The sequence below is a fragment of the Vibrio sp. R12-SW3-ISO1 genome (assembly GCF_059834005.1).
In genome coordinates this window covers 63,774-81,355 of the sequence record NZ_JCBDGK010000047.1, presented here as the reverse complement: position 1 = coordinate 81,355, position 17,582 = coordinate 63,774, and the positions used below count along the sequence as shown (strand labels likewise).

Sequence of the window (17,582 nt, the reverse complement as noted above, 5' to 3'; positions counted from 1 at the left end):
TTTATGCCAAATTTAAAAGGGCTTCAATGCAAGCCCTTTTCCTTAGAGTTCTTGAACGGTTACTTCTTCACTTCCGTTAGCACATGCCCAGTGGCGCCGCTCGGTAGGGTGATGCCTAAGTAGTTAGATAGCGTTGGTGCGATGTCGTAAGGTGTTACGTCTCGGTTGACGACTTGAGCAGGTACCTGATGGCCAGCAAAGATCACCGGAACGTGAGTGTCGTAACGCCAAGGTGAACCGTGGGTTGATGCGATGGTGAGGCCATCCATGTCGTTGATGTAAGTACGCGGTGCGAACACCAGGTACACATCACCAGAGCGATCTGGGTGGTAGTTGTTTTTCACCATATCAAAGACACGCGTATTGGGTAGGCGGTTCGCTGCTACGTCACTTGATGTGACCGCATAAGCAACGCCTTCCACTTTGCGAACTTCTTCAGCAATAGCGGTTTGTACGTCCGCCAGTGCGATTTTCTTCTTCGCAATCACGTCGTGATCAAGATAGACGTATGGTTGCGCGTAAAGGCGTACGGCTTCTTTACCTAAACCGAACTCGTTCTTTAATCTTGCTAACACGTTGTCATTGATGATGTTGTTAACATCAAAGTAGCTTGCTTGACGAAAACCGAGTTGGCTAGCGTTTGGTGACACTTCAGGCACACCGTGGTCAGCTGAAAGGACAATCAGTGTGTTCTCCAGACCAATGTGGTCATCGACGGTTTTAAATAGTTTTGCCAGAGTGCGATCTAAACGAATCAAGTTGTCTTCGGTTTCTAGGCTGTCAGGTCCGTACAGGTGGACTACGTAGTCGTTCGAAGAAAAACTCACTGCGAGATAATCGGTAAAGCCACTTTGACCAAGGCGCTCTTGACGCAGCAGCGTCTGGGCAAAATCGCCCGTAATTTCATCACCTGCTGGACTCACTGTTAGCATGGTAGAAAAATATTTAAAGCTTGACGGCCCGTATGGGTGAGGGAAGGTGCGAGCGAATCCTGCCAAATCGAGTTTGTTCTCTTGGCTGATTTCATCCAGTGTGTATTGATCGCGCTCTAGGCTGAGCTCCCAGCGTTGACCACTATACTGGTTCGGGATCTGTTTTTCGTTCCAGCGTGACACCCAGTTTGGGTATTGATCGTAGTAGTAGTCGCTGGTGACAAACTCAGACTGCGATTTAGAGAACCAAAATGCTTTCCCGGTGTGACCTGCTAAAGAAATCGCACCACGGTCTTTAATCGAGACAGAAAAAACTTTTGCTTGCCCGTTTGATGCTACAGTCAGTTCATCACTGAAAGAGCTCGCGAGGATAGGCGCGGGAGATCGACCGTCCTGCAGCGCAGTTTTCTGTGTGGGATCTATTTCAGTGGATTTATCGACGCCAGCACCAGCAGAGAGCATGGAGTAGTTCGCGTCTTCGACGTTGTACACCAGTCGCTCTAATTGTCGATCATACCAAACGTTACCTACCATACCATGAACAGAAGGCGGTGCACCGGTCGCGAGTGACACGTGCCCCACAATCGTCTCCGTGTTGCCATGTTGGTAATGGGCGTTGGTATAATGTGTACCTTGATCCATTAGGTAGCGGAAGCCACCCTCACCAAAGTTCTGTTTGTAGCGCTCTAAGAGGTCACCACGTAAACCATCAACGGTGACTTGTAACACCAACTTTGGCTTAGCCTCTTCGGCCAATACCGTAAACGGTGCAGAAATCAAAAGTGCACTGGCGGCACCAAGCCATACTGTTTTCATACCATTCCTTTTATCGTAGGGTTAATCTTTCGCCAATCTCAAACCCATGTCCGACATAATGATGGTTTGACTAGCGAAGTCGCGGCGGAAGTTTTCTGACTCGTTTGCGCTGTAGGCGAAACTGCCACCACGGACGGATTTATGTGCAAGACCGAGGTCACTGTGTTGAGCGTTGTTAGGGTTATCGGTTGGACCAAATCGATAAAAGGTATCGTCGAAGGCATCAATAACAAATTCACCGACATTACCTGTCATATCGTATAAGCCAAGCTCGTTCGGTTGCTTTAGACCTACTGGATGGGCACGGTTGTTAGAGTTTGCATCGTACCAAGCCACATCATCAATATTATTAGAACCGGAGTAGGTATAACCTTGACTGTGGATACCGCCTTGAGCGGCAAACTCCCATTCAGCCTCGGTCGGTAAGCGATAGTTCTCTCCCGTCATTTCGTTGAGCTGCTCCACAAAGTACGTGGCTTGCTGCCAACTTAAGTTGTTTACTGGTACCTGAGGGTCTTTGAAAAAACTTAATGATGAGCCCATCACAGACTCAAATAGCTCTTGAGTTACCTCAAATTTAGATAAGTAAAAACCATCGACCTTCACGCTTCTTGCGGGGCGCTCTGCTTTGGTTGTTGTTTCTGAGTCACTCCCCATGACAAACTCACCGCCTTCAACCCAGACCATATCTTGATTTATTTTTTCAGCGAGTGGATGTGCAGGTTTACTCGCACAACCGGCAAGAGTAAACACAAATAGAGGTATAGAAAGAAGGGATAGACTCGTTTTCATCATCTGTTCTCTGGTAATGTGAGTGTGTTGATAATAGCACTTTACACCATAAGCTTTGGTTATAACCCCTATAACATGAACTCACGGAATAGCCGCAGTACACTAACGGTACACAAAAAGATGAAAGGTGATGTATGCAAATTACTCAAGGTCCTCAGTTTCAAGGTAAGGCGTCTAAGCGCATGCATGTGATGGCGAAACCCATCGGTGCAGCTTGCAATATTGATTGCCAATACTGTTACTACCTCAGCAAACAGGACTTGCTTGAGTATAAAAAAGGCTGCTCGCCGCGAATGTCTGATGAGACGCTAGAGCACTACATCAAGACGTACATTGAAGGGCAAAATACCCCTGAAATCATCTTTTCTTGGCAAGGTGGTGAGCCGACGATGCTCGGACTCGAATACTTTGAAAAAATCGTTGAGCTACAGAATAAATACAAGCCAGATGGCATTGTGATTTCTAACGATTTGCAAACCAACGGTACCTTGTTAAACGACGAGTGGTGTGCGTTCCTTGCCAAAAACAACTTCCTGATTGGCCTAAGTATTGATGGCCCAGAGATGCTACACAATGCGTACCGCACCAACCGAGCGGGGCGTGGTACGTTTAAGCAAGTAATGGCGGCGGTTGACCTGCTGCACAAACACAAGGTGAATTTTGCCACCTTGACCTGCGTGAATAATCTCACCAGCCAAAACCCGCTTGAGGTCTACCGCTTCCTACGTGATGAAGTGCGTTCACCGCAAATCCAATTCATTCCAATTGTGGAACAAAAGACGTTCCGCACTACGGCGCCGCAAACTTGGCCCGCTGAAGATCAACCTAAGCAGGGTGATAAACGCCTGATTCCGGGCCACAAAGATTCGGTGATGGAGCCTTGGTGTGTGTCGGATATGGCATGGGGTAACTTTTTGATTGCAGTATTCGATGAGTGGGTCAAGCACGACATTGGTAAAGTGTTCGTCCAATATTTTGAAGCGAGTATCGAAACTTGGATGGGGCGTAAGAACCCACTGTGTACACTGGGTGAGTTGTGTGGCAAAGGCCTCGCAATGGAGCCTAACGGCGATCTTTACACCTGCGACCATTATGTCTATCCAGAGTATAAAATTGGTAATATACATCATCAAAAACTCGATGATGTTGCTTACAGCGCCGAACAACAAAAATTTGGTTTCGCTAAATCGCGTACGTTGACGACACAGTGCCAGCAATGTGATTACCAGTTTGCTTGCTACGGTGAATGTCCCAAAAATCGCTTTATTCGAACCGCACAAGGTGAACCTGGCTTGAATTATTTGTGTGCAGGTTGGAAAAAGTTCTTCTCACATGTCGATCGCAGTATCGCGTACATCTTGCGTGCAACACGTCATCCTGTCGCTCATGGTAAGTATAGTGACTCCGTTGTTCGCGAAATGATGCAACAACGCAATGAATTGAATAAGGGGTAATATTATGACTCGTCCATTTTCAACTATCGCATTGCTTGTTGCAGCGCTGAGCGTTTCCACTGTGGTTGCTGCGCCTAATCAAACGAATGCAGTGGCACCGAGCCCACTCATGCCACAGGTGGAAACCCAAGCTATCAATCCGGTTCAATTGGCCTACAATGCTCAAGACACGCGTTTGGACGATGAAGAAAGAGCAATGGCATTGATGGCGCTTGCGAGTTACCCGAGTGAGAACGCACTCGTTGCCGTTGCTCGTGGCTTAAAAGATGAGAGCGCTGTGATTCGTCATGGTGCGATTGTCGGCTCTCAGGTATACCCGATTGAGCATCGCTGGCGCATGGTTTCTCCTTTGCTTACCGATGCCGAGCAGATAGTTCGCGTACGAGCGAGTGCGAACCTGGTTCAAGACTTCAATGCGTTAAGTCAATCGCAGAGAGAGCAACTGTCTGAATCGCTCAAAGAGCTTGAGACAAGTCTCGCTGAACAAAATGATCCAGAGTCTTTATTGTTGCTGGCAAACGTGTACCGTTGGACAGAGCGATGGACTCTCGCTGAGCCTATCTATGTGAATTTGTTAGAGAATGATCAATACTCGACAGAGCTTTGGCTCGCTTATGCAGACAACTATCGTGCACAGCAACTGAATGATAAGGCTATCGCGATCTTGGATCAGGCACTGGAACTGAATCCCGAAGCCGCCGCGTTGTACTATTCGAAGTCGTTAGCCTTGGTTCGCACAGATGAGAGAAAGCAGGCAGCGAAAGACATGGACATCGCCGCAAACCTTGCGAAAGATAATAGTTACTACTGGTATTTAAACGGTGTGTTGCAAGAGGCGTTGGATATTGAAAAATCGACTCAGTCTTTTGAGACTGCTTACCTTATATCAGGTGCTCCAGAACAGTTGTATGCTCTGTGTGATATTTATATCCGCTACGATCATGATAAATCCGAGCCATGTATGGATGAGTTAAGTCAAGTCGCCCCAAGCTATGTCATTGATGAACTCAGAAGTAAGCAAAATGCCAACGTCACTCAATAGAGCGAAATAAAAAGGCGCGCCCAATCGTTGAGCGCGCCTTTTTTCCTCATAGCTCTAATAGGTACGTTACTTGGTTTTAAACTCCGCCACCGCTTTGTCCATCTCAATCGCTTGAGCCGAAACATTATCGACTTCGAGCAAACAGAGTTTCGCCGACTCCATATTACCCTCGGAAATCGAATTGAGCTCGGTAATGGATTCGCTGACTTGATTCATCACAATCCCTTGCTCTTCAATCGCCGAGGCGATGCGCTCAGAGTTGGCTTGGATGTTGTCCATATCGGAGATGATTTGCTCCAAACTTGCATCCAATGTTTCCGATGCTTTCAAGGTCTCAGCGCCTTGCTCGTTACACTTATCGATATTGGTGACCACTTCGGACATTTGTGACTGAATCGCGCTCACCACTTTGGTGATGTCTTCGGTCGATTGATGCGTTCGGCTTGCCAATGCGCGGACTTCATCGGCCACCACGGCAAATCCGCGTCCTTGCTCACCGGCACGTGCAGCCTCTATCGCCGCGTTGAGCGCAAGTAGGTTGGTCTGTTCAGCAATACCTTGAATGATGTTGACCGCATCACCAATCTTGTCGACGTGATGGTTGAGCGATTGGATAGAGGTCTGGCTCTCGCCTAGAATGCTCGACAGCTGATCAATATTACGCACCGTGGATTCCACCACCTCACGACCTTTGTGCGCATTGATTGACGCTTGATGAACACCTTCTACCGCCACTGAGGTACTTTCGGAAATCTCATTGATGGTCGACACCATCTCTTGAACCGATGTGGCCATTGTGGAGGTGTGATCCGCTTGGACATTAAACTGAACAATGACATTTTCCAGCTCTTGGTGCATGTTGCCAGTTGTGGACGACAGATGCGCCGATTTCTCTTGTGTTCCTGAAATCAGCCCTTCAAGTTTATCAAGGAGTCGGTTGAAATATTGACTGATGGCGACCAACTCATCTTTACCTTTGAGGTTGGCACGCAGTGCGACATTATTAGTCCGTGAGATCTCTTGAATCAGAGAGAGCAAGGTGGACACTTGGGTGTTGATCGAGCGAGCGATTTGCCAGATGAAGCCAATGATCACCAAAGAGACGATCACGGTAACACTTAACTTGAGGGTCGCTAAGCGAGATTGGGCTTGCGCCGAGTTTTCACTGAGCGCTGAAGAGAAGCTTTTAAATTGCTCCTCGACCGTGTGAGACAGGCCGCGTGTCTGCCCCAGTAGCCCCTCATTGTATATTAGGCCGACCTTTTTGTGTTGAACGACCAGCGCTTGCGCCGCATTGAGCAGTGATGAGGCATTCGGCGGTAGCAAGGAAGAGTCGAATTCACCTTCTCGCACTTTCTCATTAAAATCGGCGAGCTGAACCAACTGGTCACTGTCGAGTGATGGGCGAATGGCGTCTAACGCTTGGTTGTAGCGACCAAGCAGTTGGTCTTCATCATTGAGACCATAGGCCTGAAAGGCGGACACCAAGCTAGAAAACCCTTTTTGATAGGCGAGGATGTCTGTGCGTAATTGTTTAGAAGATGGCAGTTCATGAGCCTTTAAGAGAGTCGATAGCGTTGCCTCTTTGGCTAAAAACTTATCAATATTGTCATTGAACGAAGTGAGGTACTTGGCGTCTTTTCTGAGCAGGAAATCTTTCTCGTTACGACGCAAATTGAGCAAGCGGACTTCAAGCTGAGCGACGAGTAGATTCGCTTGATTGAGTTCGTTGGTCACTTTGGCAAATTGGGTGGTGGAGAGCAACAACACGCCGATACCGACAATGGCGACTGCCCCTAGAGAATAGAGCTTACTCTTTATGTTCATAATTGCGTCCTAAAAAAGGTGTAACTCATTATTGTTGTTATAGTAATGTGCATACTCTCAAGCTAGTTCACTAGTGAAATGTTTGTCAATTACATTCATGACTACTACTAAAAAACTAGTTTCTTAACCCATTTAGCTTTGTGAATTTTATATGAAGGAATTATTACATTCGTATCAAGGTCTCATTTTTGACATGGATGGCACCCTGATTGATACCATGCCCGCACACTTGTTGGCGTGGGAAAAGACGGCCGAACATTTCCAGTTTCCCTTTACGCGCGAATGGCTGCACGGCTTAGGTGGCATGCCGAGTTTTAAAATCGTCGCTGAAGTGAACAGCAAGTACGGCTTGACGTTAGATCCCAACGAAGTGGCGCAATTTAAGATGGCGACATTTAGCAGCCTTGATGATCATGGAGAGCCGATACAAGCCACGATGGCGATTCTCGACCACTTCTACGGTAAAAAGCCACTGGCGGTAGGGACAGGCAGTCAAAGGCAGAGTGCGATGCGCTTGCTGGAAAAAGCGAACCTCATCGAGAAACTCGATGCGATTGTCACTGCCAGTGATGTTGAGCATCACAAACCGAACCCGGATACGTTTTTACTGGCAGCGGAGCAGCTCAAGTTAGCGCCGTCTCAGTGTGTGGTGTTTGAAGATACGCATCTCGGCCGTCAAGCCGCGCACGCAGGCGGAATGGATTGTGTCATGGTGGAAGGGGACGCCTTGGTCTTTTACCCTGCGCCGGTTAAAGGCGATCAATAAAAAACGCGATAGCTTGTCACTACCGCGTTCATAAGTATTTCGCGTTTATTACGTATTTAAAGAAGCTCTTGCGCGTTTATTACGTATTTAAAGCAGGTTTATCGCAACTTTAAGTCGTACTTAGCGCGACATTATCGATCCCAGTAGGCTTCTTCCAGACTGTCTTCGCGCTCTGGTAACGCTCGACCTAATCTCGGCGAGTGTTGCGTGAGCACCTCGTAGCTTACTCGGTTCGCGTACTTACAGATCTGTGATAATGATGAGTAAGTCAAAAACGGCAAGTCATGTTTAGACGAGTTAGGCACATTCATCTTGTGGTGGCTGTTGGCTGCCATGTCATGGAGCAAGGCTGATAATGCCGCATCGCCTGCGCCGTTGGTGTTTTTGATCTCGAGTGGACCACCAAGGTACGGGCCAATATGTGAGTAAACTTTCAAAGGTGACTGACAGTCTTGTTTGCGCATCGCGCGGCTAAATTCATACTTATTAAACTCGGCGATGTTGCCCGGCAATAGCGGCAGTTCCGTATCACGCTTTGCTGACTCATCGGTATAGCCCGCCATGTAAAGGCCAATAGGCCCCGCAGTACACAGCACCAGGTCGACCCATTCTAGCGCTTTATCAGCCGCGAGCAGAGGATCTTTCTCACCGGTAAGCGCTTCGCCTTCTTCCTCGTTCATCGCGATCACTGAAATGTTCTCTTTGATGTACTCTTGCCACCACGCCGCGTTGCCTTCAATCACCCACTTGGTACCCAAGGTCAGCACAACAGGAACCTGTTTTTGCTTGGCGATTTCGATTGCACGTGCGACCGCTTTTGGCATCGGATCTTCTGGCTTACCGCGCATTAGGTAAGAAGAGACCACTAGTGCTGAGGCTTTATCAAACACCTCTTCAGGAATACTTTCCGGGCGCAGCTGATTCATGTGACCTTCATTGATAGCAAACGTACGTTCACCATTTTCAGAGATCAAGGTATAGCAGCGGCCAATCGATCCCTCGACCATTTGCAAATGATTGAGATTCATACGAGAGGACGTGCGACACAAATAGCGATAGGCGAAGGATCCAACCTCAATGTTCTTCGACATCACACCCAGCAGCACCGATTTGCTGTCCGCAAGCACGGAGTAGTTGTGTAGGGTATTGCCAATGGTATCACCGGGGTATTGGTGTGTGATCAGCTCGCGTTCCACCAGCTCTTGATATAGCGCATCTGCTTTGTCCTCTTCGAGTACGAGTGAGTGTCCTTTGCTCAGCTCGTATTTAGCGAGGAAATCGTCATCGACGCGCGCTTCAATATCAACGATGGTTTGACCGACACCGACCACGATAGGGCGGTAGAGCTTCGGTGCTTGCTTCATCTGATTGATCAATGGATCGCGATTGTCAGTAGGAAAGTAGTGCTTAGATTTACGTTGGCCAGGAAATTTCATGCTCAAAAAGGACAGTAAAAAATTTTCGCCAGTCTAACATAGAAGTGTCTTTCAAATTTCATAAAAATTACATAACAATGAGATTTTGATCAAAGAAACGTGTCGGACAGGGAGACAGTCGAGATTGGCTTAAAATCGGCTATTGATTTAAGAGTTAAGGCGAGCCAAAACAGCTCGCTTTAATTCTACCCACCCCTAGCATGATTTGGATATGGGGCGGGTTAGTCTGCGTGTGATTAGCGCAATTACTGTGCAGTGACGGGGGACTCCACATACGCATCGGTACCCCACAGTGGCACGGTCGACAGACTGTGTTTGAAGCTACCTTCGGTTTCTTTGGTTGTGTACGAAAGATAGAGTAGGGACTGCGTGTCGGCATCGTAGATGCGGCGCACTTTCATGGTTTTGAAGAAGATGCTTTTTGACTTTTTGAACACCACTTCACCCGACGCGCTCTTATCGATTTTTGCAATCATATCCGTGGTGATTTCGCCGGTTTGACGGCATGAAATGGAACTGTCGCTTGGATCGGAGAGGCTAAGATTCGCTTCAATGGATGCGATGTGGCAGGTCACGCCTGTCACTACCTCATCTTGCAGTGAGGTGATCTTAATGTCTTTCAATGTAAATAGACCGAGTGAAACGTCACCCACTTCGTTGCTATCACACGCGGTGAGCAGCAGTGAAGCCATGGCAACGCCAAGTAATTTTATCCGCATGGCCGCTATCCCTTCTTAAATTATGGTTGAGCTTTGTGATTGTCGAGCTAACTATGAACCAAGCTTATCTGTTTTATGCTCAAGCAGCCAATAGTTCAATGAAAAACTTGTCGCATCATGATCTTATCGTTAAGCTCATGACGATAAGATTCATGACCTCAAAAAGACAGCCCATGCCCAATACCGCCTCTGCCATCACCGAGATGAAAAACCAATGGCTTGCCAGCCAAGTGGACGTAGAATTTCCAACGCCAGAGAGCCTCAAAGGGCACGAACTTTATCAAGCACGCGGTTCAGAGCGAGAGACACACTTGCTTGATCTCAGTGAGTTGTCTCTCGACGAATTCAGTGAGCAAGATGTGTTTGTGGCGGATTTTCATCGCATGACCGTGATGTTTGCCTTGCAACAGGCCAAACAGTGGCAAAGCCAACAAGACAGGGAGTGGATTGTTGAGTTTTTCACTCAGATCATCTACTCAGCACCTTGCCAATTGATCGTTGCGTTTAAAGGTAATCAACCCGTTGGCGCAGCGTTGGTGACCACGCATCAAGGTGCTGCTTTGGTTTCAGATGTCGTGGTGGAACCGGAATACAAGTGTTTTGATCTGATTGCAGCGATAGTGAGTAAACTTGAACTCCATCAATGTGATGCTGTATATGTTGAACACAGCGCACATTAAGCGCCCAAGCTAGTCATTATCTTCATCATTTATTTTGCCCACCATTCGTGACGCGTGCGAGGGTTCTCAGTAAAACCCTTCCTTTGTCACTTAAAGTGTTAAGTGACGCATTTCAAATCGTGGCCGCTCGTTTACTATTTTGTTTAACGAATTAACAGAGTGTGCGGCTATGTCAGAAACCCAATGCGTGATATTTGATTGTGATGGAACGCTAATCGACAGCGAGAAGCTATGTTGCCAAGCGCTGAGTGAGACGTTTCATCATTTTGGTGCTGGGCTTTCTACTCAAGATGCTTTGGCCCATTTTGAAGGTGGGAAGTTGGCTGACATTTTAGCTGCAACGAATGAGCGCCTTGGCTGTCGAATTTCAATTGATCAACTAGAACCTTTTTACCGTGAGCGGCTAGATGACTTGTTTGAACGTCATTTAAAGCCCTCGGCCGGTGCCACCGAGCTTTTGAAGCAGCTCGAAGCGAAAGGGATTGAGTACTGTGTGGCCTCAAATGGCCCAAAAAGTAAAATCCGCCGATCGCTTGAGCTGACAGGACTTTACCCTCATTTCGAGAATAAGATTTTCTCTGCGTTCGATACCAACAGTTGGAAACCTGAACCGGATCTGATTTTATATACTGCCATGACCATGGGATTTCGCTTAGAAAATTGTGTCTATGTGGATGACACAGTCAAAGGGTTAGAGGCAGGGATTCGAGCGGGGATTAAAACTGTTCACTATCTGGGCGTCAACAATCGAGTGCATGAGCACGCCCTGCCCAAAATTCACGATTTACGCGAACTGACCACCTTGATGTGAAGCGATCGATAGACAAAAACAGCCTGCGACTGTGGCAGGCTGAATACTTGATAAGCGTAAGGCGTTAGGTGCGCTTGGCCAGATACGCTTGGTAGTCAGGGATCTCAATATCCACTTCTTTCTCAAGTAAGCTCGACTCAAAAAGGAACTTGGCCGTTGCGCGGTTGGTAGCCACGGGAATGTTCCAGACGCTCGCAATACGCAATAGCGCTTTGACATCTGGGTCATGTGGAACCGCGTTGAGTGGATCCCAGAAGAAAATCAACATGTCGATTTTCCCTTCCGAAATGAGGGCGCCGATCTGCTGGTCCCCGCCCATCGGGCCACTGATCATACTCTTAATGGCAAGGCCGGTCTGTTTACTTAGCATGGTGCCAGTTGTGCCAGTGGCATAAAGAAAGTGACCCTGTAATTTTTCTTTGTTTTCCGTTACCCAGCGCAGCAACTCTGGCTTGCAGTTGTCATGCGCGACCAGCGCAATGTGTTTGTGTGCAGGTAGGGTACGTGTTGTTTTTTCCATGAATGTTCTTCCTGATTATGAATCGTTATTCTTTAGCTAAGACATTAAAAATGGGTCGGTATTCGGATGGAGACAGCGAGGCTTCGATAACCGAACGTGGTAAATGATTGGGCGTTAGCTTAACAATATCGGGCGCAATATGCCTGTCAAAAGGCGCTTGTTTGAGAGATTGAACCGCTTGACGAACCGATAGACGACCTTGCAACACCATCTGATCGCTCGGTGCAAACAGCACTTTATTGCGAAGTAAACCGCGATAGACGCCATGACTGAGGTAGGTAGAGACAAGACCGATATGCGTGCTCTTTCCGCCGAGACGCAACTCACTGATTGCCGCTTCAATCGCGACCGCACTGCCAATCAAGTAATGGATATCGCGGTTTTCTGTTACACGCTGAACTAAATTGCGTTGCAGTTCTTTATCGTTGTCTGCCCAATACACGCCGGTGATAGTGACATCACTGCCTTTAATGGCTGCCTCGATGCCTTGCATCACAGGTTTGGTGCCACCACTTGCCACGGGGCCGGGAAGCACCGCGACGTTAACATGACCACTGCCTTTCGGGTGACGTTTTGCCAAAAACTCGCCAGAGAAATAGCCCATCTCATACCAATCAACACCGACCTCGCCAAGCAAGACGTCATCGCCGTGTTCGGCACTGTCTAACTGATTGATGGTGGCAAAAACCGGGATATCGGCAGAGAGTTGCGCTAATTTGCCCAAATAGATGTCTGGGGCAACGGTACCGAGCAATATCGCATCGGCTTGCCAATCTCGACAGCGTTGCAACTGAGCGGCCTGTTTACTTTGATTGGGGTAGCCGCCCGCTTCCAGTACTTTCAGTGTCACGTTCTGCGCTTGGGCTTCTTGCACCATGCCATAGTTGACCGACAGCCAGTACGAGTCTTTTAGATGCGGATAAAGCGCGCAGATCTTAAACGCGGGTGAGGCAATCGCCACCGATGACCATGATACAAACAGCGCACCAAGCAGCAGAGAGGATTTCAGTGTTGGGATCAAAGTCATTAAGCAATTCATTGGTAAAGTCGTGATAAACCTTGCAAAATATAACCCAATATTTCGGTGTACAGAAGTGATGATTTGTTATGTTACTAGCCAAGGCCAGCATTGGGCGTACGCTCTTAGTCGCCTTTGTCGCAATGGGGCTGCTGGTTGTCATCTCGGCGCTGATCGGCATGGCGGGCTTTTCTATGGTGGCGAAAACCGAGCGCGGCGTGGTCAATACGGCGATTCCCTCCATGGTGGAAGCGCGTCAAGTCTCGGAGCTCAGCGCGCGTATTCTCTCATCTGTCCATACCTTATCGAACGCGAAAACCGCTCAGCAACATCGTGACTCCGGTCAAGCGCTACTGACACAGCTCGAATCTTTGTTATTGCACATTAAACAACTTGGCGCAGAGGCGTTTGACTCAACCTTATTGGAACAGTTAGAAATCGATGTCGAGCAGGTGATTGATAGCGTAGTTCAATTGGGCGTTGTGGTGGAAAAGCGTTTGAGCTTTAACCAGCAACTTTCTGCGGATACGCGAGAGATGCGCCAATTTGCAACGGAGCTAGAAGAGCTCACCCGCACCCAAGTGGCAAACACCAGTACTATCGCGGTGGCCAACGTAACGCATATCTATAATCTGCTTGGTGAAAACAAGCTCACGGATGCCTACCAAGCGCTGGATGCGCTGGTGGAAGTGGACATGGATTTGTCTGAACGCTTGCACGAACTGCATCTGCTGGCGTTTCGATTGCTCAATCAAATTGAAGAGTCGCGCACCATGAATGATGCGCAGCGTATTGAGGTCGTCAGATCCGCTTATCAGAACAACATCGAGATTATGCAGCGACGGGTTATGGGAGTCGAAGATCCCACTCGCTCACAGCAAATGGCCGACTTACTGGAACAATTGGCGCAGCGACAGTCGGTATTTACGCTATTGCTTGAGCGATACCAAAATGAGCTTGCCGCGCAGGCGCTGCTCCAAGCTACCTTTGATCAATTTTCTCAGCTCAACTCGACAGTGACGCATCTAGTGGATCAATCCAACCGCTCGACTACTACAGCGGTTGAACGGCTTAAAGGCACGTTGAGCTATGCGCAGTGGCTCTTGGCGATTATTACCGCGCTTGGCTTAGCGGTGGCCATACTCATTGTCTGGCGCGTTGTATATCAATCCGTGCTCAAACGTTTGGATAACTACTCGACCGCACTGCTCACGATCTCTAAAGGGGATCTTAATGTGGATTTTGAGGTGCGTGGTAAGGATGAGTTAGCAGAGATGGGGCGCGCGATTCTGACCGCCCGAGACACCGCCAAAGTGCTGAAAGTGGTGGCTGACAGCGAAGCGAAAGCCAAACAAGCGCTTGAATCACATAAAAGCCACCTGGAAGAACAGGTTGAATTGCGCACTGAGCAACTGCAAACGGCCAATCAACGTCTCAATCAAGAAGTGGAGCAGCATGCTGATGCGCGTTCACAAGCTGAGCAAGCCAGCCAAGCGAAATCCGCCTTTTTAGCCACCATGAGCCATGAAATTCGAACGCCGATGAACGGCGTTCTCGGCACCGCGAGGCTACTGACAGAAACGCCGCTTGATCAACAGCAGCAGCGTTACGTCGACATCATCACCCACAGTGGGCGAACCTTGCTGGCAATACTTAATGATGTGCTCGATTACAGTAAAATTGAGGCCGGGCATATGGAGATTCGTCCGGTGTCATTCCCTATCCGCGCTATGGTGGAAGATGTCGTGGCGCTGCATCAGGCTGACGCGTTGGCTAAAGGATTGTCACTCTCATATACGGTTGAAAGCGATGTCGCCGAGAGCGTATTTGCCGACAGCACGCGTCTTAGCCAAGTGCTGAATAATTTGGTGGCGAATGCGGTTAAGTTTACTGACAGTGGCTACATTGATGTGTACATCGCCAATGATCCAGCGAAAGCTGAGCACGTTTTGTTCGATGTGAGTGACAGTGGCGTAGGAATAGCCAAGCCAGATCAAAGTGAGCTCTTCTCTGCGTTTACCCAAGTGCATCAAGGACACGGCAAACTGGGTGGAACAGGTCTTGGGCTTGCGATCAGCCAAAAAATTGTGCGGGCGATGGGCGGCGAGATTGCGCTTGAATCGGATCAGAATCAAGGCAGCCGCTTCTACTTTTCTTTGCCGATGCCTGTAGGGGCGACATCACGCAAAGATTCACACAATCATACAGTGACAACACCGTCTGCTCGCGTATTGCTGGTCGAGGACAATGAAGTCAATCGCTTTGTCGCTGAGGGATTTTTGGCGGCGCTAGGGCATCACACCGACGCAGTCGACACCCTCGCTAAGGGAGCCGCGCGATTTAAGGCTCATACTTATGACATTGCGCTGATTGATATAAATCTTCCAGATGGCAGTGGTGTGGATTTAATGCAAAGCATGAAGCGTAATACCCATTGCCAGACAAAGATGATTGCGGTGTCCGCGCACGTGTTCAACCAAGAGGTCGAGCGATACCTGCAAGCGGGATTTGATGGCTATCTACCCAAACCGCTAGATAAAGACGCCCTCGATGCCATGATTCATACATTGATGACGGGAGAAACGATGGATGATGCGCCGCGCCAACCCGAGCCAAGTCCAGAGCCTTCCACGCTGTTGAATACACAACTGATTGACACCGACATTAAGGTGTTGGGTTTTAGCCAAGTACAAGAACTCGCCGATCTTTTTGCCCGCACTACCCAGACATCGTTAATTCAACTGGAACAGGCATTCGTCGAAAATCATCCTAGTGAAGTCTCTGACATCGCACATAAATTGAAAGGCTCTGCTGCCAGTTTGGGCCTGGAGCAACTGAGAGTACTTTGTCACCAATGGGAAAACTCGCCGAGCGAAGTGGGCAACGACATCACCGGACTTCGCGAGGAGGTCGATAAGTCTTTGCAAGCATTGCAGGCCTATTTAAAGGAAAGAGCGCAGAATGATAAAGATTGAAACCCAGCGTACCTATATGCGCCAAATTCAAGAAAATGATTGGTCACTGTTTGAGCGACTCCATCAGGACGAAGAGGTGATTCGATACGCGTTCGATCGTCCTTCTGACGAAGAAATCAGGCAGAGGTTCGAATCAAGATTACCAAAGTGGAAGTGGGGTGCGACGCATTGGTTGTGTCTCGTCATAGAAGACAAGGTCAGCGGAGAGAGTATTGGAGTAACTGGATTGTGTATCCCAGATGGCTGTCAGAGCTGTGTCGAGGTAGGGTATCTACTTCTACCAGAACATCATGGTCATGGGTACGGTACAGAGTCGTTAGTCGCTTTGGTGGATTATATTGAAGCGCACTTTCCTGTTAAGGACGTTAGCGCCATTGTTACAGATGGTAATGTTGCTTCTTGTAAGGTACTTGAGAAGTCGGGTTTTGAGTTTATTTCGAGAGACAAAGACGCTTATCAAATCGGCGGTAAGTCTTACGATGATTTGCTGTTTCGTTACACTATCAGCCATTAAAAAGAGCAGCGTTTGCTGCTCTTTGCGTTATTAAGCGTTTTGATTAGGCAATCGCCGCTTCAAGAATTTGACGACTGGCCTTAAGGTCAATGGCTTGGTTTTCACCGAGCGCCGACATGCCGTGGCTCTCTAGTTGTGATACGACACTGTCAACGGCCGCGCCTTTATCTGCCTGATACTCATCAAACTGTGTTGACACACCGAGTGAGTGGTAGAAGGCTTCAATGTGCTGAATCGTCTCTTCGGCAAGGTTGTCGCTGGCAGCTAGGCCAAAGACGTTGATGCCCATCTGCTCAAGTTTGCCTTTTTTCGCCGCTAACTGGTTGCGCAGTAGGGAAGGTTGCACAATCGCCAGTGAACGTGCGTGGTCAACACCCCAAAGCGCCGTAAACTCATGACCAATCATGTGCGTTGCCCAATCTTGCGGGACACCTGCACCGATCAAGCCGTTAAGCGCTTGGTTGGCCGTCCACATCAGGTTTGCGCGCCACTGATCGTTGTCACGGTCAGCAAATTGTTCACCGAGCTGTTTTAGATTTTTCAACAATGTTTCTGCGTAGCCATCTTGAACCATAGCGCCATGTTGGTAGGTGATGTACTGCTCACAGACGTGTACCCAAGCATCAACAATACCGTTGACCAACTGTTTTTCCGGTAGGGTTTTCATTACGTCTGGGTCCATTACAGCAAATTTAGGCTGCACGAAAGGTGACATGAATGCCAATTTATCATGCGTTTCCGCTTTAGTGATCACGGCGCCTGAGTTTGATTCAGAGCCAGTGGCTGGCAGGGTCAGAATCGCAGCAAGTGGTGTGGCGGAAGTGACAGGGTGTTTACCTGTCAGAATATCCCAGCCGTCGCCATCAACGTGTGCAGCAGCGGCGACGTATTTAGAGCCGTCAATAACTGAACCACCACCCACAGCTAAGATGAAATCGACCGATTGCTCTTTAACGATCGCTACCGCTTTGTCGAGTGTTTCTTTGGTTGGGTTTGGCTCAACGCCGGAGAATTCAACCCAAGAATGCGCGTTGAGTGCCGTGACCACTTGGTCATACACGCCGTTTTTCTTGATGGAACCACCACCGTAGATCACGAGTACTTTTTGGTCTGAAGGAATTTGCGCAGCGATGTTTGCGATCTGACCTTGACCGAATAAAATTTTGGTTGGATTAACATAGGTGAATTGCATTGACATTACCCTCTTGTGTTATTGGGATAGTATTGATTTTGTATGTGTGCATAATAGTAATCAAATGAGACGGGATAAAGGCGAAATT

The 17,582-nt window shown here is 48.4% G+C and carries 15 protein-coding genes; 7 read left to right on the top strand and 8 right to left on the bottom strand.

Translation table 11 applies throughout. The features are described from left to right. Positions 1-59: 59 nt before the first annotated feature. Positions 60-1,748 (bottom strand): alkaline phosphatase family protein, encoded by a 1,689-nt coding sequence (locus AC6R0R_RS14640; protein WP_500627206.1) that lies wholly within the window; start codon positions 1,746-1,748, stop codon positions 60-62. Positions 1,749-1,769: 21 nt separating this feature from the next. After that, positions 1,770-2,543 (bottom strand): formylglycine-generating enzyme family protein, encoded by a 774-nt coding sequence (locus AC6R0R_RS14635; protein WP_500627205.1) that lies wholly within the window; start codon positions 2,541-2,543, stop codon positions 1,770-1,772. A 131-nt stretch (positions 2,544-2,674) separates the two neighbouring features. On the opposite strand from AC6R0R_RS14635, the gene AC6R0R_RS14630 reads away from it, so the two are divergent. Together AC6R0R_RS14630 and AC6R0R_RS14625 are read left to right on the top strand one after the other, a co-directional pair. Further along, positions 2,675-3,994, top strand: coding sequence for an anaerobic sulfatase maturase (locus AC6R0R_RS14630; RefSeq protein ID WP_500627204.1), 1,320 nt, complete (start codon positions 2,675-2,677; stop codon positions 3,992-3,994). A gap of 4 nt (positions 3,995-3,998) precedes the next feature. Beyond that, positions 3,999-5,036: a tetratricopeptide repeat protein gene (locus AC6R0R_RS14625; protein ID WP_500627203.1), complete on the top strand. Its 1,038-nt coding sequence runs from the start codon at positions 3,999-4,001 to the stop codon at positions 5,034-5,036. Between the two features lie 66 nt (positions 5,037-5,102). Here AC6R0R_RS14625 and AC6R0R_RS14620 read toward each other — a convergent pair whose 3' ends face one another. Then, positions 5,103-6,863: a methyl-accepting chemotaxis protein gene (locus AC6R0R_RS14620; protein WP_500627202.1), complete on the bottom strand. Its 1,761-nt coding sequence runs from the start codon at positions 6,861-6,863 to the stop codon at positions 5,103-5,105. A gap of 151 nt (positions 6,864-7,014) precedes the next feature. Here AC6R0R_RS14620 and AC6R0R_RS14615 point away from each other — a divergent pair, with 151 nt between their 5' ends. Then, entirely contained in the window at positions 7,015-7,629 is a 615-nt protein-coding gene (locus tag AC6R0R_RS14615) for a beta-phosphoglucomutase family hydrolase (RefSeq protein ID WP_500627201.1), read from the top strand. 131 nt (positions 7,630-7,760) lie between these two features. Here AC6R0R_RS14615 and AC6R0R_RS14610 read toward each other — a convergent pair whose 3' ends face one another. Both AC6R0R_RS14610 and AC6R0R_RS14605 read right to left on the bottom strand, forming a co-directional pair. Further along, on the bottom strand, positions 7,761-9,065 hold the full coding sequence (locus tag AC6R0R_RS14610; protein WP_500627200.1) for an inosine/guanosine kinase: 1,305 nt from the start codon (positions 9,063-9,065) through the stop codon (positions 7,761-7,763). 245 nt (positions 9,066-9,310) lie between these two features. Further along, on the bottom strand, positions 9,311-9,784 hold the full coding sequence (locus AC6R0R_RS14605) for a CreA family protein (RefSeq protein WP_500627199.1): 474 nt from the start codon (positions 9,782-9,784) through the stop codon (positions 9,311-9,313). 152 nt (positions 9,785-9,936) lie between these two features. Here AC6R0R_RS14605 and AC6R0R_RS14600 point away from each other — a divergent pair, with 152 nt between their 5' ends. Together AC6R0R_RS14600 and AC6R0R_RS14595 are read left to right on the top strand one after the other, a co-directional pair. Then, entirely contained in the window at positions 9,937-10,464 is a 528-nt protein-coding gene (locus AC6R0R_RS14600; RefSeq protein ID WP_500627198.1) for a GNAT family N-acetyltransferase, read from the top strand. A gap of 169 nt (positions 10,465-10,633) precedes the next feature. Next, positions 10,634-11,275: an HAD-IA family hydrolase gene (locus AC6R0R_RS14595; protein ID WP_500627197.1), complete on the top strand. Its 642-nt coding sequence runs from the start codon at positions 10,634-10,636 to the stop codon at positions 11,273-11,275. A gap of 64 nt (positions 11,276-11,339) precedes the next feature. Here AC6R0R_RS14595 and AC6R0R_RS14590 read toward each other — a convergent pair whose 3' ends face one another. Next, a complete protein-coding gene (locus AC6R0R_RS14590; RefSeq protein WP_500627196.1) occupies positions 11,340-11,795 on the bottom strand; it encodes a methylglyoxal synthase in 456 nt (151 codons plus the stop codon). Between the two features lie 25 nt (positions 11,796-11,820). Then, the gene (torT, locus tag AC6R0R_RS14585) at positions 11,821-12,813 is read right to left on the bottom strand and encodes a TMAO reductase system periplasmic protein TorT (protein WP_500627286.1); all 993 of its coding nucleotides are present in this window, start codon (positions 12,811-12,813) and stop codon (positions 11,821-11,823) included. Positions 12,814-12,902: 89 nt separating this feature from the next. Between torT and torS the strand changes: the two genes are divergently transcribed. Next, positions 12,903-15,788 (top strand): TMAO reductase system sensor histidine kinase/response regulator TorS, encoded by a 2,886-nt coding sequence (torS, locus tag AC6R0R_RS14580; RefSeq protein ID WP_500627195.1) that lies wholly within the window; start codon positions 12,903-12,905, stop codon positions 15,786-15,788. Next, complete coding sequence (locus AC6R0R_RS14575; RefSeq protein WP_500627194.1) at positions 15,775-16,302, top strand: GNAT family N-acetyltransferase; 528 nt, start codon at positions 15,775-15,777, stop codon at positions 16,300-16,302. The genes torS and AC6R0R_RS14575 overlap by 14 nt, the downstream gene beginning before the upstream one ends. A 43-nt stretch (positions 16,303-16,345) precedes the next feature. On the opposite strand, the gene AC6R0R_RS14570 is transcribed toward AC6R0R_RS14575, so the two are convergent. Beyond that, complete coding sequence (locus tag AC6R0R_RS14570; RefSeq protein ID WP_487901478.1) at positions 16,346-17,494, bottom strand: iron-containing alcohol dehydrogenase; 1,149 nt, start codon at positions 17,492-17,494, stop codon at positions 16,346-16,348. Between the last annotated feature and the right edge of the window lie 88 nt (positions 17,495-17,582).